The organism is Shimia sp., from assembly GCF_022448905.1.
Classification (GTDB): domain Bacteria; phylum Pseudomonadota; class Alphaproteobacteria; order Rhodobacterales; family Rhodobacteraceae; genus Shimia.
Genome location: NZ_JAKVCW010000006.1, coordinates 271,987 through 292,456, shown reverse-complemented (window position 1 = coordinate 292,456; position 20,470 = coordinate 271,987). Strand labels below are relative to the sequence as shown.

15 protein-coding genes are annotated in these 20,470 nt (G+C 57.1%); 4 read left to right on the top strand and 11 right to left on the bottom strand.

Annotated features, from left to right (window positions below; all coding sequences use genetic code 11):
* The first annotated feature begins 225 nt into the window (after positions 1-225).
* Entirely contained in the window at positions 226-387 is a 162-nt protein-coding gene (locus MK208_RS09725) for a hypothetical protein (protein ID WP_294116244.1), read from the top strand.
* Between the two features lie 793 nt (positions 388-1,180).
* Positions 1,181-3,370, top strand: coding sequence for a calcium-binding protein (locus tag MK208_RS09720; RefSeq protein ID WP_294116243.1), 2,190 nt, complete (start codon positions 1,181-1,183; stop codon positions 3,368-3,370).
* 69 nt (positions 3,371-3,439) lie between these two features.
* Here the strand turns inward: MK208_RS09720 and MK208_RS09715 are convergent, their stop codons facing one another.
* The 9 genes from MK208_RS09715 to ugpB all read right to left on the bottom strand — a co-directional run bounded on the left by MK208_RS09715 (position 3,440) and on the right by ugpB (position 16,491).
* The gene (locus MK208_RS09715; RefSeq protein ID WP_294116242.1) at positions 3,440-5,965 is read right to left on the bottom strand and encodes a Hint domain-containing protein; all 2,526 of its coding nucleotides are present in this window, start codon (positions 5,963-5,965) and stop codon (positions 3,440-3,442) included.
* Positions 5,966-6,128: 163 nt separating this feature from the next.
* Complete coding sequence (locus MK208_RS09710; protein ID WP_294116241.1) at positions 6,129-8,405, bottom strand: ATP-binding protein; 2,277 nt, start codon at positions 8,403-8,405, stop codon at positions 6,129-6,131.
* A gap of 432 nt (positions 8,406-8,837) precedes the next feature.
* Positions 8,838-9,338 (bottom strand): ATP-binding protein, encoded by a 501-nt coding sequence (locus MK208_RS09705; protein ID WP_294116240.1) that lies wholly within the window; start codon positions 9,336-9,338, stop codon positions 8,838-8,840.
* 151 nt (positions 9,339-9,489) lie between these two features.
* Positions 9,490-11,136, bottom strand: a complete 1,647-nt coding sequence (locus MK208_RS09700) for a Na/Pi cotransporter family protein (protein WP_294116238.1) — start codon at positions 11,134-11,136, stop codon at positions 9,490-9,492.
* A gap of 198 nt (positions 11,137-11,334) precedes the next feature.
* Complete coding sequence (locus MK208_RS09695; protein ID WP_294116237.1) at positions 11,335-12,300, bottom strand: glycerophosphodiester phosphodiesterase family protein; 966 nt, start codon at positions 12,298-12,300, stop codon at positions 11,335-11,337.
* A complete protein-coding gene (locus MK208_RS09690; RefSeq protein ID WP_294116236.1) occupies positions 12,297-13,352 on the bottom strand; it encodes a sn-glycerol-3-phosphate import ATP-binding protein UgpC in 1,056 nt (351 codons plus the stop codon). Before MK208_RS09690 ends, MK208_RS09695 begins: the two co-directional genes overlap by 4 nt.
* A gap of 14 nt (positions 13,353-13,366) precedes the next feature.
* Positions 13,367-14,218 (bottom strand): sn-glycerol-3-phosphate ABC transporter permease UgpE, encoded by an 852-nt coding sequence (ugpE, locus tag MK208_RS09685; RefSeq protein ID WP_294116235.1) that lies wholly within the window; start codon positions 14,216-14,218, stop codon positions 13,367-13,369.
* A complete protein-coding gene (gene ugpA / locus MK208_RS09680; RefSeq protein ID WP_294116234.1) occupies positions 14,218-15,099 on the bottom strand; it encodes a sn-glycerol-3-phosphate ABC transporter permease UgpA in 882 nt (293 codons plus the stop codon). The genes ugpE and ugpA overlap by 1 nt, the downstream gene beginning before the upstream one ends.
* Before the next feature lie 84 nt (positions 15,100-15,183).
* Positions 15,184-16,491, bottom strand: a complete 1,308-nt coding sequence (gene ugpB, locus MK208_RS09675) for a sn-glycerol-3-phosphate ABC transporter substrate-binding protein UgpB (protein WP_294116233.1) — start codon at positions 16,489-16,491, stop codon at positions 15,184-15,186.
* Between the two features lie 150 nt (positions 16,492-16,641).
* Between ugpB and MK208_RS09670 the strand changes: the two genes are divergently transcribed.
* Complete coding sequence (locus MK208_RS09670; protein ID WP_294116232.1) at positions 16,642-17,559, top strand: LysR substrate-binding domain-containing protein; 918 nt, start codon at positions 16,642-16,644, stop codon at positions 17,557-17,559.
* Positions 17,560-17,600: 41 nt separating this feature from the next.
* Here MK208_RS09670 and MK208_RS09665 read toward each other — a convergent pair whose 3' ends face one another.
* Together MK208_RS09665 and MK208_RS09660 are read right to left on the bottom strand one after the other, a co-directional pair.
* Positions 17,601-18,203, bottom strand: coding sequence for a pyridoxamine 5'-phosphate oxidase family protein (locus tag MK208_RS09665; RefSeq protein ID WP_294116231.1), 603 nt, complete (start codon positions 18,201-18,203; stop codon positions 17,601-17,603).
* Between the two features lie 199 nt (positions 18,204-18,402).
* Complete coding sequence (locus MK208_RS09660) at positions 18,403-19,389, bottom strand: alpha/beta hydrolase (protein WP_294116230.1); 987 nt, start codon at positions 19,387-19,389, stop codon at positions 18,403-18,405.
* Positions 19,390-19,521: 132 nt separating this feature from the next.
* Between MK208_RS09660 and MK208_RS09655 the strand changes: the two genes are divergently transcribed.
* A complete protein-coding gene (locus MK208_RS09655) occupies positions 19,522-20,430 on the top strand; it encodes a LysR family transcriptional regulator (RefSeq protein ID WP_294116229.1) in 909 nt (302 codons plus the stop codon).
* Positions 20,431-20,470: the final 40 nt, after the last annotated feature.

The following is a 20,470-nucleotide window of genomic DNA, read 5'->3' as shown; positions in this document are numbered from 1 at the left end:
GGCGCCATCGCCAAACTCAATGCAATTTGTAGTGAGCATTTTCTGTGCCAACGGCACCACCTCCAACCATGCCATGCGTGTGCATTGCGTTTCTCAGTGGAGTAGGTAGTGCGATGAGGCCGCCACGATCAGGTGGAAATTCAAAAAAGTTTCTTGGCAGTTTTCTTCTTCACAAATGATCTGACCAAATGCAGGAAGTGCTAAATAACCTTAGAGGTAATGCACATGAATGAGCGCAAGCAAATCACTATCAGATCAGTCAAGAAGTCCACATACGACAAGCTTCAAGAGGTGAAGTCGATATCTCACATGCCATTGGGGGCGCTTCTGGATGAAGCCGTAGAGTATTGGTTCGATCACCTGCCAGAAGATGGCGTGCCATCCTAGAAGCAATTGGTGGGGTCTTGGGCTGTTTTTTTGGCCTGCAGAACGGACTATATCAAGGACTATAGAACCCGACAAAATCCCTTATTTTCAGCGCAAAAACTGAACCAACTTACAATCCGGTACACGCCTCCATTTGTTTCCATATCGGCGTCTTACACATTAGACCTTTGGGAGTGACACAAAGTGGTACCTTGTCCAATGAACTTGCACTCCTAACTGTCTCGGTCTCGCCATGGCGTCTGTTACTTCAGGTGGCCCATTCCCAGACCTTTTAAGAAGAAAATACTACGGTTCGTATCTCTCCAAAGACTCACTGCCACAATCGAGCTGAAACCCACGCCCGATATCTAACATGCTGCGGTCTGCACATTCAGGGAAGAGAAGACTTGGCAAGACTTCGTCACGACGACTTTCGCAATCTGGTTAAGCGCTACTTTCAATCCTTGCTCGAGAAAAATCCCGAAAAGCTGAACGATACTGGCATCAACAACCATCGCGTTAGTGAACAACCTCAACCGACTGGTTCAAGTTGATTGTTGATACTTGGTTGGCCTTGCTCCCACAGAACGATTGTTTTTGTACCGGCGGCCAATAACCTAGAGCATGATATGGGCGCTTGGTGCGGGAATCTTTCTCCTTTGCCGCGTCGTTAACCATTTATTAACCTTGCAATCGGCCGTCGCAAAGATCATCTTTGAGATGATTGAAATGACAAAAACTCTCCAACACAAAGTTGCCCGCGAAAACGGTGCTAAAAAACACTTTCAAAGAACATAACTGATCCAGGCTCCCCATGACTCTTGAAAACATCACGTTCAGCCCCCTGACCGCGCCCGCTGACATTGGCAACACCCCTGCAACTGCACGCTCAATCACTGTGGGCGAAACCGTCACCAGCACGTTTGAAGAGCGTGATTACGATATGTTTGCGGTCACCTTGGAGGCCGGCAAGATCTATGAGTTCAACTTTGACTATACGGATGATTCCGGCCACACGATCCTGAACTACTATACATTCCAGATCGACCTGTACCGTTACAGCTATAATGCGGACACCGACACCTATACCCAAGAAGAGTGGTATGAGACAGAAGGGGCAAATGTGCCGCTGCTGGCAGATGTGACCGACACATATTACATCCGCGCGGATCACTTTTCTTGGTCAATCAACGAGCCGGTAGACTACACCTTCACTGTGAATGAGATCTTTGACGACTTTGGTGGGACAATTGCCGAGGCAACCGCCGCTGAGGTGGGCACCGAGTTCTCCGGCAGCATCGACTATCGCTATGATGTCGATATGTTTGCCGTGACCCTGACCGCCGGCGAGACTTACTCTATCGATGTGACACCTGGTGGAGACCGCGACGGCCTGGACTACATCCCCCTGTCGATTCTGGACGCCGACGGCAATGTCATTGCCCGCACCAGCGCCTCCTCATTGAGCAGGATTGAACTCACCATCTCCGAGACCGCAACCTACTACGTGTCTGTGGAACATCGGTGGGGATATGGTGAAGACGAATTGAATCTGACCCATCTAGGTTCTTACACCGCAAAGGTTACCGCTGCAGGCGAAATCTTCGGCGACGATACCGATGAAATCATAACTGGCACCAGCCGCGACGACACGATCCATGCCGCGGATGGCAACGACAGGGTATACGCCCGCAAGGGCAACGACGTCGTGTACCTGGGAGACGGCAATGACTACGTCCGCGTGGGTGGTGGCGGTCGTGAAGAATTCCACGGCGGTGCTGGCAAGGATTACATCAGCTACTATGACAGTAAAAACGGGGTGACGATCAACCTCGCCACCAACGAGGCGTCTGGTTCTTGGGCCAGCAACGACACCATCAGTGGCTTTGAAAGCGTGTCCGGCTCCCGCACCGGGCATGACCGCATTCACGGCACCTCTGGCGCCAACACCATCAAGACCTATGGCGGCAATGACAAAGTCTACGCCGGCAAAGGCTCGGACAAAGTCTATCTCGGCGATGGCAACGATTACGTAAAAGCGGGGGGCGGCAAAGAAGAGTTCTACGGCGGCAACGGCAACGACTATCTCAGCTACTACGACAGCACCGGCGGTGTGACGGTAAATCTGTCCACCAATGACGTGTCTGGCTCCTGGGCCAACAACGACGTAATCAGTGGCTTTGAAAACGTCTCCGGTTCCAAAACTGGGCATGATACAATCTACGGCACCTCAGGTGCCAATAAGATCAAAACCTACGGCGGCAATGACAAGATCTATTCCGGCAGCGGCAATGACAAAGTCTACGCGGGCAAAGGCGACGACACTGTCGATCTTGGCTCTGGCAACGATTTTGTGAAAGCCGCAGGCGGCAAGGAGAGCTTCGATGGCGGCTCGGGATGGGATTACATCAGCTACATAGACGGCAAAAACGGCATTGTCATCGATCTGAGAGCCAACACCGTCTCTGGTTCCTTAGGCGAAAACGACACAATCCGTAACTTTGAAGGCGCCTCTGGGTCTCGCACCGGGGCTGACAGAATGTATGGCACCGACGGGGCCAACACGCTGAATAGTTTTGGTGGCAACGACCGGCTCTACGGCCGCGGCGGAAACGATAAACTCAATGGCGGCTCTGGCCACGACCGCCTTGACGGCGGCAGCAGCAACGACACGCTCGATGGTGGCTCGGGCAACGACAGCCTATTGGGCGGAAATGGCAACGATGTACTAACTGGCGGCACTGGAAATGACCGCCTCGATGGCGGCGCTGGTTCAGATAGTTTCATTTTTAGCTACGGCGATGGCAATGACACCATCAGAGACTTTGAGGATGATATTGACACGGTCTGGTTTGTTGGGTTCCGGGACACCAACGGAGACGGGTACATTGCGCTTTGGCGACACTCTGGCAACGATCTTGTGCTGACCGCTGATAACGGCGACACGCTAGTAATTGAGAACACCACTTTTGGTGAGTTCGCCAACGACGGCTTTCTACTCTAAAGCCTTCTCGGCAATCACACAAAGCGGGCGGCCTTTTCCTAAGACCGCCCGTTTTGCATTTGCGTTAGCTCACGCCACGTCCTGGCCGGGCTTGCGCAGCACCTCGCGGGCCGTGTCGCCATAAAGCTGCGCCACCTTGTTCCGAACTGACATACCCAACACCCCGGGAAACAGCGTGTCGATTTCAGCCCGCGCCTCCGCGTTCATCGCCTGCAACGCCATCGGCCCCGGATACAGGCTTTCGCTGGGGCTGCCGTTGGAAAACACAATCTGATGGCGCTCAAACATCAAGTGGAAGTAAGTCAACTCCTGCTTGCCCAGCGCCACCCGTGTGCCACTGACAAAGCGATGCAAATGGGTCGCCCGCACAAGAATATCGCTGCCCGGCAAAAGCACGCCATGCTGCGGTGACACCAACAGCGGACGGTCCGCCCCTAGCACACCGGCGTTGATATGAATTGGCCGCAACTTCGGCTGTGCGCGCAACTGATGGCCCGACAGGGATGTGCTGCCAATCCACACAATCGGTTGCGGCCCGTTGTCCATCGTGGTGACCATATCGCCCGGCTTCAGGCTCTCGATCGGGCGCTCACCCTGCGGCGTCAGGATCATCGTGCCGGTGGTGAAGCACACCACGCCGGTGTTGTCCGCCGTCAGCTGCACATCACCGATGAAACTCAGACTGCCATCGCCAAACTGCGTGTTATCGGAATAGTCCACCGCATTGCCCTTGGCATCCAGCGTGTTGGACTGGTTGAGCACACCATCATCCGCCATATCCGCATGCAGCTCATGCATGGAGTCATAGTGCCCGCTCAGGTCAACAAAATCGTTGTTGCTACTGTCGCCATCGTTGAGCGCGCCGGTGTTGCCGGTGTTGAAATCGCCAATGGTGTCATTGCCACCGCTGACCACAAACACATCGTCGCCACTGCCCCCCAGCAGCTTGTCGTCACCTGCGCCGCCATCCAGCGTGTCGCTGCCCCCGCCGCCGAAGATCGTGTCATTGCCCGCTTCGCCAAAGACCACGTCATCGCCATTGTCGGCATAAATGGTGTCATCTCCGCCCGCTTCCGGATCAATGTCGTCCCAGCGATCCGCCACCAGATAGTTGTTGTCCGAATAGACACTGTCCAACGAGATCGCCTGGATCGGCTTGCTGGACAAAAGCTCCATGTCGGCATTGTTGGTGTATTCCGGTGCGAGGAAGAATTTGCCATCAACAGTCTGAAACACAACCGCTGTAAACGAGCCGGTTGAACCATCCTCAAACGTCACGGTCGCATTGTAGCTGGCGTTGGAATCCATCACCTGCTGCACGCCATCAATCGACATTTCGGAAGTGGCGCCAACAGCCATCTCGTCGTTTTCATCAACCCCACCGTCGCCATCAAGGTCGTTGATATCCACACGCACAATGTGCCCCGACAAAGGATCGGCAGCCGCGCCATAGCTGCCAAGAATGCTCGCCGCATTGTTGGTGTAGCCAGCGCTTTCATCCCCATCCAAGTCGCCCGCTGTGCCGAGGTAATAGGCGTTCCAGCTCGCATGGATCTGCCACTCGGTGTTGCTGTCGGCATCCCCGTAAATCGTGTCATTGCCGATACCGGCAGAAATGAAGTCGCCGCCGCCGCCACCTTCTACCAAGTCGTCCCCGGATTCTGCATAGATGGTGTCCCGCCCATCACCGCCGGACACAGTATCCGCATCCGACCCGGCATAGATAATGTCATCGCCAGCCCCGCCGGACACCACGTCAAAGCCATCGGAGGCACTGATCCAGTCATTACCAGCGCCGCCAAGCACCGTGTCCGATCCGCTTTCGCCCTGCAACGTGTCATTGCCCGCAGCGCCAGACAGGCTGTCATCGCCCATGCCACCCGAGGCCACGTCCGCCCCCGCGCCCATGTCGACAACATCATCACCGCCGCCGGCGACAAGAAAGTCATCTCCCTCGCCAGCCTCAAGTGTATCGCTGCCTTCACCGGCATAGATCGTATCATTCCCACCCGCAGCATCGATCACATTGCCATCATCCGTGACCTGATCGCCTTCCGCATCCGTATAGCCCGTGCGCATGTCTTCGCCGGCCTCGGAGCCGTCGACCTCCCCGTCCGTCACAACGTAATCCCCGTCCGCCCGGCTGGCGGTCAGGTTGTCCCCCGCTTTGTAAACACCGTTCAAAGTCAGCGACTGGATCGCTTTTGCCTCAAGCGCACTTTGGTCTGAGTTGTTGGTGTATTCCGGCGCCAGGAATGTCTGCCCATCCGTGGCTTGAAACACCACCGCCGTGATATTGGCCGTGGTGCCATCGGTGTAGGTGATCGTCGCATTGTAATCGACCAACCCGTCAAACGTCACCGCCGCGCCACCTTCAATCTGGAACTGGTGATTTCCAGCATTGTTGTTGATGTAGTAGTACCCGCTGTTGGACCCGTACTGGCTCATGCTGACCACATTGCCGGACAGTGGATCAGCCGCGCTGCCCAGTGTTTGCCCCACCAGGTCGTACGCATTTTCGGACGTATTGTTGCCTTCAACCGGATCAAGCTCCGCGAAGGTTCCGAGGTAGAATACATCAAAGGTTGTGGCCATGACCAAGGCTCCAGAAACAGTTTGGAGGCTCGATCTAAAGGGCGTGCGTTAATTCACCGGCAAGAAATTCGTGGCGGTTTTGGGCAAAACAGTTTCAATTTTTGAAAGATTTTTGATTGTGCCGACCTAGGGTTGAACCCCTTATTTTTAAGTCGCTCACGCCTTACGCAGCCCCTTCAATCGGAGGCACATCGGACTTGGCAGTACCTTCATCCAACAGTTGCGCCTGAAAGCGCAGCATCCATTCAAGCAACACCGCCTTGCGAATAGGCTTGGTCAGGAAGTCGTCCATCCCCGCATCAAGACAGGGCTGCATTTCCTCGTCAAACGCGTGCGCAGTGAGAGCCACAATGGACGGCTGCACGATGTTCAGCTCACGAATGGCATGGGTTGCCTCAATCCCGCTCATGCGCGGCATCGACATGTCCATAAACACCAGATCAGGCGCAAAACTCTGCACCTGCTCCACCGCTTCAACGCCGTCCTTGGCAAAGGCCAGCTCAATGGGTTGGTCCGCCAGATATTTCTTCAACAGGAACCGGTTGGTCTTGTTGTCCTCCGCTACCAGCACCCGTAGCCCCGCCGCAAGCGTCTTAGGCGCTTCGTCTCCGCCTCCCGGCAGTTCCGCCGGGCGCTCCGCCTCTTCATAAGGAAACGCCATGCGGAATGTGGCACCAGCGCCCTCTTTAGACTCCACGGAAATCGATCCGCCCATCACATCCAGAATGTGTTTGGAAATCGACAACCCCAGCCCCGTCCCGCCAAATTTACGAGTTGTGGCTGCCTCAGCTTGCGTGAAGTGGTCGAAAATGTGGGCCTGATTTTCCTCAGAGATACCTATCCCGGTGTCAGCCACTTCACACACCAGTCGGCTGCCCTGAGAATCGGCCTCATGACTCAATTTCAGATACACGCCGCCCTCTTCGGTGAACTTAATCGCATTGCCTACAATGTTTGTAATCACTTGCCGAAGGCGCCCGTCGTCAGCTTTGACAAACTCCGGCGCATTGCCTTCCATTTCAAAGCAGAGCTCCAGCCTCTTGCTGCGGGCGGCCGGGGTCAACAGATCCAGTGTTTCCTGCACACAGGTACGTGGCGCAAAACTCACCGGATGCAACTCCATCCGGCCCGCATCCAGTTTGGACAGGTCTAGAATATCATTGATGATCGCCATCAACGCTTGAGAAGAGCCGCGGATTGTATCCGTGTAGCGTCCCTGTTCCTCGTCCAGATTGGTCTCTGACAACAAGTCCGCCATACCAATCACGCCGGTCAGAGGCGTGCGGATTTCATGGCTCATATTGGCGAGAAACTCCGCCTTGGCCCGTGCACCTTCTTCCGCCGCCTGACGTGCTTGCCCCATCTGGACGGCCAGTTTGCGGCTCTCGGTGACGTCCCGCTCGATGGACACAAAGAACTCCGGCTCACCATCCGCGCCCCGGATCGGAAACAGATTTACATCCAGCCAGATCTTGCGCCCATCACGGGTCACATTCTGCACTTCGCCGCGAAACGGCTGCCCGGCCTCGACCGCCAGATCAATGGTGTTGATCGCCTTGAGCGCCTGATCCGCACCGGTCAACAAGTCGGCAATGATGGTACCCTTGGCCTCTGCAAAGGAAAATCCTGTCACCCGTGTGAAGGCGTCGTTGACCCAGACAATCCGCCTTTCACGATCCGTAATGATCACACTGTCATTAGCATTGCGCGCCACCAGAGACAGCTGTTGCAACTCTGTCCGATCTCTGTCCATGCGGGCATACATGGCCTTCATCTCGGCCTTTTGACGTTCCAAATCCTGCGTAATTCGGAAGTTGCTCAATCCCGATTTGGTAAAAGCGAGGAACATATACAACATGCAGAACACCAGCATGGTGCCTGCCACATCCATCATGACAAAAGGCGTCCAGCTATTCGACCAGAGCGCCTGAAGCCCCACATATAAAAAGGGGGCCATGATATAGAAAGTCAGTCGCGTGAACGCCGCCGCAGGATTCTTGGGCAAGACAATGGCTGCGTTGACCGCCCCTAGTCCCAAAGCACCAATCACAAACAGGATATTGGCGGTGTCCCCAAGTTTGAAATAGTAAACCGACACCCCGGCCACCACCGTAAGCCCTTGTAAGGCGCTGGTGCTCGTGGCCCATCTCTGCCCCCGCTTCAAACTGCCGACCAGTGCTTCCCGTCGCACAACTGTGCGCAAGACAAGGCAATCAATCGCATCGCCCGTTAGGAGAATGATATAACTCAACAAAGCAGGAAGAAAATCCACCGCATAGTAGCCAATCGAGCACCCCAAGGTGTAGAGCACCAGTCGCACAGACAGCCGGCTCACGCGTTCGTCCGCGTACGACAGCAAAAGCTTACGCCGCGTACGCAGGTAAGACTCCTGTGCTGAAGGCCGCGCAATCGGGCTGAATACGGTGGAAGTGTCTTTCATTTGGGTGTTCAGGCTACGGCTCCGCTTTCGCGGAAAGTAAAGCCTCCAAAAGGTTAACATTCGCTGAGGCTGCGTTTTTCTACCTAAGTCGTAGATTCGCGCATCTCGCCACCCTCGGGCGCACCTTAAAAAAAAAGCACAACTCCCGGTAATATCAGGTATGCAACCAATCTGGCCGCCTTGCGACCGGAGACAATCTGCCCCTAACCTCTCCTCTGTTCCGTCTTTTTCTTGTTGGCAGAATCTTGGCGACTCACCCCAACATCTCTCAAAGACACAGGAGAATTGCGCCTTGAAGATGTTCAAAACGCAGCCAAAAAACCACAGTTGCGACTCTTGTTTCGCCCATTCTAGGCGTCGTCGCGCGGACTATGGCCCAGCATTTTGCATCTCGCAACAGTTACAAAAAGCCGTAACGTCGCGGTCAATCGGCTAAACTTGGTCGGATTGGAGCAAGACCAGATCAAACCCTTCGACCTCATCTGGTCGCTCAAAATGGGAAGCCAGTTTATCAAATTGGTCTTTGGACAGCTGAAATTCATGGCTGCCCGCCTGATTGCGCGCCTGTGCCCGCCGCCAACAGACCTCCTGCGGCACATCCAGAAAATGCAACGTAGGTGTCACGCTAGCCTCTTGCGCCAGCCCAACCAACCAGGCGCGCGCCTCAACTGTATTGGCGGCGAAATCCATCACCACAGCCTGTTTCGCTTGCAACAAGGCCATCACATGCGGCCCCAAAGCCCGCCGCAACCGCGCAGTGCACCGGACGTAGTCAGCCAAGGAATGCAATTCCTCCTCAAACAATGCCGACAGCCATTGGTCCTCAGACAGCACAATCGCGCCATGATCCCGCGCCAACTGTTGTGCCAAAGTGGATTTGCCGGAGGCGGCATAGCCGCAAACAAGGTGAAACTTCGAAAAGTGCAGAGACATGGGGCCTCCCCAGTCAGAATGGATTTGGAAAACGACACAAACTCCCTGCCCGAAAGATCAGACCGGGTTGCTAATGCCCACCGTTTTGAAAAACCAAAACTCCATGCCCCTGCTTAAAAAGCAGCGCCGCCCGTGTCCAGCCCGAGTGCGCTCAACTCTCCGCGGGCGACAGGCGGCTCGACAGCAAATCGCCGGTCTCTGCCAGGATCGGATACCCCACCATGGCAAAGGACGTGTTCACCTGCTTCAGCACCCGCAATGTCTCCTGATGGATATTGCTGGTCTCGATGCTTTCGGAAAGCCCTTCATGCAGGCGCTTTAGATGCTTGCGTTGCAGCTTCTGCTCCACGCCACGCACCTTTTCCTTCTGCGCCACCAGCTCACGGGCGTCATCCGGCTGCCCCGCCATCATCACGCTCAACGCCAGTTGCACGTTGGCCAGCACCCGGTCATGAAAATCACAAATCTCCTGCCGCCCCGCACTGGAGAAGTTTAACCCTTCCAAATCCATCCGCCGCGCCAGCTCTACCAGATTGCGCGCCAATACATCAGACGCCGCCTCAAGGTTGGAGGCCAGCAAAGACAGCTCCATCGCGCCCTTTACGGTCGCCTTGTCCAACTCATGCCGGTTCAATTCCGCCAGATAGAGCTTGATCTCCTGATGGGTTTTGCGCACCGCCGCATCGTTGGCCCGGATCGCCTCGGCGCTGGCATCACTCCAGGTGTCAAACAACCGTTGCCCGGCGATCAACATGGTTTCCACCCGTTCGCCCATACGCATCATCTCACGCGAGGCATTGGCCAGAGCGCGGGCCGGCGTATCCAGCGCACTTGGGTCCAGAGCGGAAGCAATCGCCGCCTCATCCGCCACCGGCGCGGCTACAAACCGGCCAGCGATTTTGGCAAACAAGTCCACAAACGGCAGCGCCAGCACACAGAGCACCGAGTTAAACACCAGATGCAGGTTGATGGTCTGCGTCGCGGCCGAACTTCCCAGCCACGTTAAATCCACCTCCACAAACCGCAGCCCTAAAAGCACCAGCACCGCGCCACCGCCCCGCAGGCCCAGGTTGGCCACCACAATCCGTCGTGCCTCGGGCTCTGCGGCCAATGTCAGCACGTAGGCAATCATCGCGCCGCCAAGGTTGGCACCCAAAACCATCGTCATCGCCGCCTCGGTTGGCAACGCGCCCTGCGCCACCAAGGTCACAAACAACAGCACCGCCGCCACGCTGGAATGCACCATCCAGGCAAACACCGCGCCAATCACAAAGGCTGCAAACAAGTCCGCCCCCAAATAGGACAACATCCGCAACGCCGCTTCGCTTTCCATCACCGGCGCCGTGGCCGCCCGCAGCATGTCCAGCGACACAAAAATCAGCGCCAGACCAATCAGGATCCGCCCCGTCTGCCGTACGCGCCGCTGCTGGCCCCGCAAAAATAGCCCGACACCAAGCACCAGCAACAACGGGATCAACCAGGTCTGCCGCACCAACAGCACCTGCGCCACCAATGCTGAGCCCACATCCGCCCCAAGAATAATCGCCAGCCCAACGGACACCGACACTGAGCCATTGGCTGCAAAATTGGACACCAACATCGCCACGGCCGTCGAGCTTTGCAGCAGCATCGACACCACCAGCCCCGCGCTGGCCGCCAATCCACGGTTCTTCGCTGACCGCCGCAACCACAACCTGAGCTGCACCGCAAAGGCCCGCTCCATTCCCGTGCGCACCAAACGCACCGCCCAAATCAAAAGCGCCGCTGCGCCTGCAATATTAATCAGGAAAAGGAGCATGTTATGTGTCTAAGTCCACTTCTTCTTATTGGGCCGCTTACGCTACGTCCGCACCCCGCACGACCGAGCGTGAAGGTACCCGCTGCCAATCCCAATGTAGGCATTGTCCAACAAAATGCCCGCATTGCGAGATCTCCGACGGTCACAAACCGGCACCTTACCGGCCAAGACCGGCCCACACCAGCAAGTGGTGGCAGATTACTCCGCCACCATGCGGGTAACGTCTTCGTCCCAAACCAGCCCGCGTTCCAAGAGCACCCGCTGCGCCCGGCCCGGGTAATCCGTGACAATGCCGTCGACCCCTGCATCAATCATACGATGCAGGTCGTCGACCTCGTTCACGGTCCAGGTCGACACCAACAGGCCCAGCGCATGCGCTTGCGCCACCGCCTCCGTCGTCACATCCAAATAATGCGGGCACCACATTTGCCCACCGGCTTCGACAACCGCCTGCGGCACGGGCATACCTAGCTTGGCAAAATCCGGCGCCACCGACTTTGAGGAATCCTCACCTGGGTCATCGGCATTCTTCGGCATGATTGTCAAAAACGACCGCGGCATATCCGGCGCAATACGCCCGCACACCTCAAGTAGATTCCAGTCAAAACTATGCAACACCGTGCGCTGCTCTAACCCACGGTCTCGCACCGCTTTCACAGCCTCAGCGACCAATCTCTCGGTCACCTCAGGCATATGCGCCGTCTCCGGATCCGACTTCATCTCCAACAGGAACAGCATATCTGCACCCTGCGGTTTCAGCGCCATATCCAGCAGATCGCCCAAGGTTGGCACCCGGACGTTGGACATAAACACCTGATCCGGAAAACGCTGGCCATAGACCGTGCGTCCATCAAGGCCCCCAACGTCATAGCTCTGCAACTGCGCCAGCGGCAGCTCAGACACCTTCAATTCTGCGCCTTGCAACCACTTGCCATCCGCCCCACGCGTGGCCGCGTTTAACAGGTGATGATTGTGCGTCACCACCGGCACCGCGTCCTGCGTCAGCACCACGTCAAACTCCAGCGCCACAACGCCGGACTTCACCGTGAACTCAAACCCCTCAAGTGTGTTCTCCGGCATCACGCCCCGCGCGCCGCGATGCCCGACCAGCCGGACCAATCCGGGCGCACCGCGAAAACCGTTTAACTGGGGAAACTGCGTCATGCGTCGATCCGCTTGCCTGTGGTTGCGTCAAACAGGTGCAGGTCTTCGGCCGCAGCAGAAAAGCGCATCACCGTGCCCGCATCACTCGTGACATGCCCCGGAACGCTCGCCACAACGTCGGTCTCGGAGCCTTCCAGAACCCCGTGCACCAATGTGTTGGCGCCCAATTGCTCGACCATCTGCACAACAATGCGGATCGCCCCTGCATCATCCTGCACCAGATGCTCCGGACGCACGCCCAGCGTGACCTTGCCACTGGCCTGCGCACCGCCCGCCAATGTTGCGCCATTACCCAGCACCAGAGTGCCGCCCTGCGCATCCACCGGCAGGAAGTTCATCGACGGGCTGCCAATGAAGCCCGCCACAAACACGGTGGCCGGGCGGTCATAGAGCTCAATCGGCGTGCCAAATTGCTCGACATAGCCGCCATTCAGCACCATCAACCGGTCGCCCAACGTCATCGCCTCAACCTGATCGTGGGTCACGTAAATCGAGGTCACGCCCAAACGCTGCTGCAGCTTGCGGATTTCCAGACGCATCTGCACCCGCAGCTTGGCATCGAGGTTGGACAGCGGCTCATCAAACAGGAACACCTGTGGATTGCGCACAATCGCACGCCCCATGGCCACACGCTGACGCTGACCACCGGACAGCTGGCGCGGCTTTCGGTCAAGGTACTGGCCAATCTCCAAAATCTCCGCCGCCTCTTGCACACGGCGTTCAATTTCCTCTTTGGAGATTTTGCGGATCTTCAGTCCATAGGCCATGTTCTCGCGCACCGACATATGCGGATAAAGCGCGTAGTTCTGGAACACCATCGCAATGTCGCGGTCGGCTGGCTCCAGCGTGTTGACCACCGTGTCACCAATGCTGATCTCGCCAGAGGTCACGGTCTCAAGCCCCGCAACCATGCGCAAGAGCGTGGACTTACCGCAGCCCGACGGGCCGACGATGACGATCAACTCGCCATCCTGGATCTCGCCTTCGACATGGTGCAGGACTTCGACATCGCTATAGGTTTTGACAAGGTCTTTGAGTGTAATGGATGCCATTCTCAGGATCCCCGTTATTTATCAGTTTCAGTGAGGCCCTGCACAAAGAGCCTTTGCATGCCAACAACCACAAACACCGGCGGGATCATCGCCAAAAGCGCGGTCATCATGATGATGTTCCACTGCGGCGATTGCTCTGCCGCTTCCAGCATCTGTTTGATGCTCATCACAATGGTGGTCATGTCGGTGTCGGTGGTGATCAAGAGCGGCCAGAGGTACTGGTTCCAGCCGTAGATGAAGAGGATCACAAACAGCGCGGCGATATTGGTCCGGCTGAGCGGGATCAGGATGTCCCAGAAGAACCGCAGCGGGCCAGCTCCATCAATGCGCGCGCTTTCCAGCATCTCATCGGGAATGGTCAAGAACACCTGCCGGAACATAAATGTGGCCGTGGCCGAGGCGATCAGCGGGATCGACAGGCCCCAATAGCTGTTGAGCATGCCTAGGTTCGCCACCACCTCAAAGGTTGGTAAAATCCGCACTTCCACCGGCAACATCAGGGTGATGAAGATCATCCAGAAGAACCCCATGCGGAACGGGAACTTGAAGTAGACAATCGCAAAGGCCGAGAGCAGCGAAATCGCAATTTTGCCAAAAGCAATCATCAGGGCCATCGCCAGCGAGTTGAGTAGCATCCGCCACACCGGAGCGCCTTCTGACCCCGACAGCCCAGCGCCAAACAGCGTCTGTTTGAAGTTTTCAATGAAATGCGAGCCAGGCAGCATCGGGATCGGCGCCTGCGTCATCCGCACCGCGTCATGGGTGCTGGCGACAAAGGTGATCCAGATCGGCAAAGCCACCATGATCACGCCAAGGATCAGCACGATGTGGGAAATGATCCCAAGGATACGACGATTTTCAACCATCAGTATTCCACCTTTCTTTCGACATAGCGGAACTGAACCACCGTCATTGCGATCACGAGGATCATCAGGATCACCGACTGCGCCGCCGACCCGCCAAGGTCGAGCCCAACAAAGCCGTCGTTAAACACCTTGTAGACAAGGATCGTTGTGCTGTTGGCCGGACCACCCTGGGTCACCGCATGGATGATGCCGAAGGTGTCAAAGAAGGCGTAAACCGCGTTGATCACCAACAGGAAGAAGGTCGTGGGCGAGATCAGCGGGAAGATGTGGTCCCAGAACCGGCGCACCGGCCCTGCCCCATCAATCGCCGCCGCTTCAATCAAAGAGCGCGGGATCGACTGCATCGCGGCGAGATAGAACAGGAAGTTATAGGCAATCTGCTTCCACGCGGCGGCAAAGATCACCAGCAGCATCGCATGGGTGCCATTCAGGTAATGGTTCCAGTCGATGCCAATGAATTCAAGGATATATGGGAAGATGCCCAACGTCGGGTTGAACATGAACACCCAAAGCGCACCGGCCAGCACCGGCGCCACCGCATAGGGCCAGATCATCAGCGTGCGGTAGGTGGTTGCGCCGCGCACCACACGGTCGGCAAAGGCCGCCAGGATCAGGGCCGAGCCCATCGACAGAACCGCCACAGCGGCCGAAAACACGATCGTGCGCCAGAAGGTCTCTAGGTAGAGCTCGTCTTCGAACAAGATCTGGAAGTTTTCAAACCACACAAACTCGGTGGACAGACCAAAGGCGTCTTCGATTAGGAAAGACTGATACACCGCCTGGCTCGCAGGCCAGATAAAGAAGATCAGCGTGATTATAATCTGTGGCGCCACCAGCAGGTAGGGCAAGACAGATGTGGGAAAGTGGACGCGTTTGAGCATGCGGCCCTCAAGTCAGGGTGGGTCGTTTAGACAGAAACACGCCCGGCAAACACCAATGGTCCGCCGGGCGCAGGGGAGGTTCACTTATTTGGCGGAACGCTCAAACTTGCGCAGCAGGGCGTTGCCACGCTCAGCGGCGGCGTCCAATGCTTCCTGAGCGGATTTGTCACCAGCCCACAGCGCTTCCATCTCTTCGTTGATCACGTCGCGCACCTGCACGAAGTTACCAAAGCGGATGCCGCGGGAGTTGGCGGTTGGGGTGTTCAGGCTCAGCTGTTTGATCGCTGTGTCGGTGCCTGGGTTGCTGTCATAGAAACCCTGGTCCTTGGACAGTTCCCAAGCCGCAGTGGTGATTGGCACGTAGCCAGTTTCCTGGTGCCACCACGCCTGCACTTCTGGGGAAGACAGGTAAGTCATGAACTTCGCCAGACCTTTGTATTCCTCAGATTCATGACCGGCCAGCGCCCACAGGGTTGCGCCACCAATGATGGAGTTCTGTGGCGCATCCGCAGCTGCGGTGTCCAGCGGCAGCATGGTCTGACCAAATTCAAACTCAGCCTGAGATTTGATGGAGCCATAGTATGCGGAAGAGTTCATCCACATGCCGCACTCACCGTTGGTGAACATCGGCAGGGAGTCACCGCGACGACCGCCATATTTGAACAGGTTGCCTTCAGACATCGCTGCCACGTCGTCCAGACGCGCGGCCAGCTTGTCGTTTTTGTTGAAGGTGAACTCGGTGTCGAAACCGGCAAAACCGTTCTCTTTGGTGCCCATTTCTTTGTCGTGCCAGGAGGAATAGTTCTCCAGCATCACCCAGGACTGCCAACCAAAGCTGATGCCGCAGTCCATACCGTTGTCGACCAGCGCTTGGGAAACGGATTTCACATCATCCCAGGTCTTTGGCGCGTCAACACCAGCCGCCTTCAGCGCGTCCGCGTTGTACCACAGAACCGGGGTGGAGCTGTTGAACGGCATGGACAGCAGTTCGCCCTCTGGGGTCTGGTAGTAGGAAATCACCGCTGGCAGGTAGTCGCCTTTGTCAAAAGGCTCACCGGCGTCCGCCATCATCTTCTCAACCGGATAAATCGCGCCTTTGGCGGCCATCATGGTTGCGGTGCCCACTTCAAACACCTGCACCAGATGCGGGTGCTCTTTGGCGCGGAACGCCGCCACAGCAGCGGTCATGGTTTCGGTGTAGTTGCCTTTGTAGGACGGTACGATTTTGTACTCGGACTGGCTGGCGTTGAAATCCGCCGCAATCTTGTCCACGCGCTCGCCGTTGGTGCCGCCCATGGCGTGCCACCAGTTGATCTCGGTTTGTGCGGAAGCCATGCCAGCGGTCATGCCAGCGGCCAAAGCACCAAACAAAACTGTCTTAAATTGAGTCACAGGAAATTCCTCCATCTGCTGTGCTGGCGGGATCATTGAAAAGTTAAAGCCATAATGCAAGTGAAGAATTTATAACAAATTGCATAACGCTATGTTATAGTTTAACCAAACAGTAAACATGCCGCATCGCGGCAAACATGAGATAAGCCATTGAAATTCCAACTAAGACAGCTCGAAGCTTTCCGCGCCGTGGCCGAAACCGGCAATATGACAAAAGCCGCCAAACGCATGGGTGTTTCACAACCAGCAGTAAGCCGTTTGCTCTCAGATTTCTCCCAATCTGCCGGCATTGAACTCTTCACGCGCCACCGCGGTGTGCTCGAACCCACCAGTGACTCGCGCTACCTTCTGGCTGAGGTGCAGCGTATTCTGGACGGGCTGGATCACCTCGACGATCTGCGCCGCGACCTGATTGAGCGCACCGGCGGACACGTCCGCATCGCCTGCCTGCCCGGCTTCGCCACCAGCCACTTGCCCGGCGTTTTGGTCAACTTCCTCAAAGAGCGCCCAAACGTCACCGTGACCCTGGAACCGGACCGCCCAGAGCGCATTCTCGAATGGATCATCGGTGAGCAATATGACTGCGGCATCACCGACGGTTTCCTCGGTCACCCCGCCACCCGCAGCCAGGATCTGCACATCAAATCCGCCTGCATCCTCCCCGCTGGCCACCCGCTGGCGGATCAGGATCACATCACCCCGCGCGACCTCGCCCAAGAGCGCTTGATTCACACCCGCCGCGACAGCCGGTTTTACCAGCACCTCTCCCGCGCCTTCTCAGAAGACGGCGTGGAACTCAATAGCCTGATCGAAGTGCGCCAGTTCACCACCGCCTGCACCATGGTAGCCCAGGGCATGGGCGCCTCTGTGGTCAGCGCACTGGACTCAGAAGCCTACCGCGCCACCGGCATCGTGATCCGCCCGTTCAAGCCCCAGCTCTTCCACCGCCTCTCAATCCTGCAACCCGCCTCCGGCCCCACCTCGCCTGTTGTACTGGATTTTATCGACGCCTTTATCGAAAGCCTGCAACCCTATGTGGCCTCCGCCAAAGAGGTGAAACGCGGATAAAAAAGGCCGGTGACTTTCGCCACCGACCCCCATCGCAAACTTTAAGATCCCGCCAATTGGTCTTCCAGTTCGCGAATCCGGTTCTGAAGCCGCAGAAACTCGCCTTCCACTTCGGCTTGGGAATAACGTGGTGTTATGTGTTGCGGACAGTTCCAGTCGAACCCAACCAACGTGATCTCAAACCCACGCTCCACCCGGGCGCGATACCCCGCATCCGGTGACAGCCGCGCCAACAACGCCTCCTCCTCCGGTGCAATAACCCGTACCCGCCCCAACAGCTTCAGCCGCGTCCGATTGGGGTAGTCCATAAAAAACAGGGACACGCGCTCGTTTTGACTGAGATTGCCAAGGCTCACGTACTGTCGATTTCCTCGGTAATCGGCAAACGCCAGCCGTCGCTCATCCAGCACCTTTAGGAACCCCACCGGCCCGCCGCGATGCTGCATATACGGCCAGCCAGTCTCGCTGACCGTCGCCATATAAAAACTGTCCCGCGCCGCAATAAACTGCGCCTCATGCGGGCCCAACCGATTGTTGTAATCCTCCCGCGCTTCCATCCGCGCATAGGATGCACGCGTCCCGGCGTCCTCCTGGTGCCGCTTCACCGCGTCGGTAAAGGCAATCTCTGCAAACTTATGTCCCATATCTTGGACCTTTCTCTGACAGTGACAGATTACAGGGCCAGGTCGAACAGGCCGGGATGATCCTCCGGCCTGTAGGCCAGCGGGACTTTCTCCGGTTTGCCGGTAAACGGCGGAAATGGGGGCGGGGTGTCATTGTATCAGTCCCTTTGCGAGCGGAAGAGAAGTACGACGCGAGAGGCTCCCCTCGCGCCGCGTTGGGTTAGTCTTTGATTTCTCGATCCAGAAACGCGCGGATCAGCCCCGCCACTTCCGGCCCGTGCGATTCCAGAATGAAATGCCCCGCATCAATCATGTGCAACTCGGCCTCCGGCAGGTCACGCAAATAGGGCGCAGCCCCTTCCGCCGGGAAGATGTAGTCATTCTCTCCCCAGACAATCAGCGTCGGCGGCTGATGCGCACGGAAATAGGCTTGGAACTCCGGATAAAGATCAACGTTGGTGCGGTAGTCGTAAAACAGATCCAGCTGGATCTCCTGATTGCCCGGCCGGTCCAGATAGGCCTGATCCAGCATCCAGGCATCCGGGCTCAGGCGATGCGCATGGCTCTCAGGCACCCCATGGGTATATTGCCATTCCGTGGCCGTCACATTCAGAAAGTCCCGCAACGGTTCGCGGGCCTCGGCTCCGCCGTCCGCCCAATAGGTGCGGAACACGTCCCAGAACTCCTGCAAGCCCTCGTCATAGGCATTGCCGTTCTGAATGATCAGCGCCTCAACCGCCTCTGGCTCCTTCAACGCCAGCCGGTAACCCACCGGCGCGCCGTAATCCATCACGTAGAGACTGTAGCTGTCCAAGGCCAAGGCATCGGTGAACCCATCCATCAGCGAGGCATAGGTGGCAAAGCTGTAGTCAAACGCTGCCCGACCCGGCATCGCACTGGCGCCAAATCCCGGATAGTCCGGCGCAATCACCCGATAGTCTTCCGCCAACTCCGGGATCAGGTTGCGGTACTGCTGAGACGAGGTAGGGAACCCATGCAACAACAGCACAACCGGTGCGTCTGCCTGACCAGCCTCGCGGTAGAAAATCTCCTGTCCCTCGATGGTGACCGTGTTGTAGGTGACCGCAGCCTCAGCTTGCGGCAACTGCCCGGCCTGCGCCAGTGTTGGCAAAGACGTCAGCTGCGCCCCGAGGCCAAGCGTGACCAAGCCGGTGAGCAAACTCTGTTTAAGATCATTCCGTTTCATATCTGTATCCCTCGTTATGAACGCTGCGCCAGGGTGTGGCGGTGTCGCTTTTGACAAGAGGACAGATAGCGTCCTTGCTATTTCGGAATAATATGCCGATCTTGAAAGTCACTATTTCAGAAAGTGGAACAAATGGATCGCATCCTACAGATGGAGGTCTTCGCGGCCATCAATGACACCGGCAGCTTTGTGCAGGCCGCCAACAAGTTGCGTATGTCCCCGCCCGCCGTGACCCGCACCATGAACGCACTGGAGGCGCGGCTGGGCGTGCAACTGTTGAACCGCTCCACCCGGCAACTCTCTCTAACCGATGCGGGCAGCAGCTTTCTGGAGGCCACCCGCCGCCTGCTCTCCGAAATTGATGACGCGGAAAAGCAGGCTGTGGGCCAGATGGGCATCGCCCAGGGCCATCTCACCGTATCCTGCTCTATGACCTTCAGCCGCCTGATAGCAGGCCCTGTCGTGCGCGCCTTTCTGGAGGCGCACCCGCGCATGTCCGTGTCTCTGATCGCCGTGGATCGGGTCACCAATCTTGTGGAGGAAGGCATTGATGTGGCCATCCGCATCGGCAACCTGCCGGACTCAAACTTGATGGCAAAGCGCCTTGGCCACGTGCGCCGCCTGTTTGTCGCCAGCCCGGCGTATCTCGCCCGACATGGCACCCCCAAAGTGCCTCCCGATCTGAAACGGCATACGATGATTGGGTTCACCGGAATATTGCCCAGCCACGACTGGCACTATAACTCCGGTGGCACCCGTGGACATGTGCAGCTCACCCCGCGCTTTGAGGTCAACGATGCCCCCACAGCTCTTGCCGCCGCCATCGACGGAGAAGGCATCACTATGGCATTGTCTTATACGGTTGATGAACAACTTAAGCGCGGCGAGTTGGTGCCGCTTCTGCAACCTTTCCTGCCACCGCCTTGGGCAGTGCATTTGGTCTACCCGCCAAGCAAACTGGTCGCCCCCAAAGTCCGCGCCTTCCTGGATTTTGCAGGCGAGCGTTTGAAGCAGATGATTCCCGAAGTGGACCTGCCCTAGACATCAACACAAAGGCAAACCACGCGCAAATCCGCCTGCA

Coding starts and splice junctions, on each gene's coding strand:
- MK208_RS09710 (WP_294116241.1), bottom strand. CDS start 8,405: ATGAAAGACACTTCCACCGTATTCAGCCCGATTGCGCGGCCTTCAGCA.
- MK208_RS09705 (WP_294116240.1), bottom strand. CDS start 9,338: ATGTCTCTGCACTTTTCGAAGTTTCACCTTGTTTGCGGCTATGCCGCC.
- MK208_RS09660 (WP_294116230.1), bottom strand. CDS start 19,389: ATGAAACGGAATGATCTTAAACAGAGTTTGCTCACCGGCTTGGTCACG.
- ugpE (WP_294116235.1), bottom strand. CDS start 14,218: ATGGTTGAAAATCGTCGTATCCTTGGGATCATTTCCCACATCGTGCTG.
- MK208_RS09665 (WP_294116231.1), bottom strand. CDS start 18,203: ATGGGACATAAGTTTGCAGAGATTGCCTTTACCGACGCGGTGAAGCGG.
- ugpA (WP_294116234.1), bottom strand. CDS start 15,099: ATGCTCAAACGCGTCCACTTTCCCACATCTGTCTTGCCCTACCTGCTG.
- MK208_RS09700 (WP_294116238.1), bottom strand. CDS start 11,136: ATGCTCCTTTTCCTGATTAATATTGCAGGCGCAGCGGCGCTTTTGATT.
- MK208_RS09715 (WP_294116242.1), bottom strand. CDS start 5,965: ATGGCCACAACCTTTGATGTATTCTACCTCGGAACCTTCGCGGAGCTT.
- MK208_RS09655 (WP_294116229.1), top strand. CDS start 19,522: ATGGATCGCATCCTACAGATGGAGGTCTTCGCGGCCATCAATGACACC.
- MK208_RS09720 (WP_294116243.1), top strand. CDS start 1,181: ATGACTCTTGAAAACATCACGTTCAGCCCCCTGACCGCGCCCGCTGAC.
- MK208_RS09725 (WP_294116244.1), top strand. CDS start 226: ATGAATGAGCGCAAGCAAATCACTATCAGATCAGTCAAGAAGTCCACA.
- MK208_RS09690 (WP_294116236.1), bottom strand. CDS start 13,352: ATGGCATCCATTACACTCAAAGACCTTGTCAAAACCTATAGCGATGTC.
- MK208_RS09695 (WP_294116237.1), bottom strand. CDS start 12,300: ATGACGCAGTTTCCCCAGTTAAACGGTTTTCGCGGTGCGCCCGGATTG.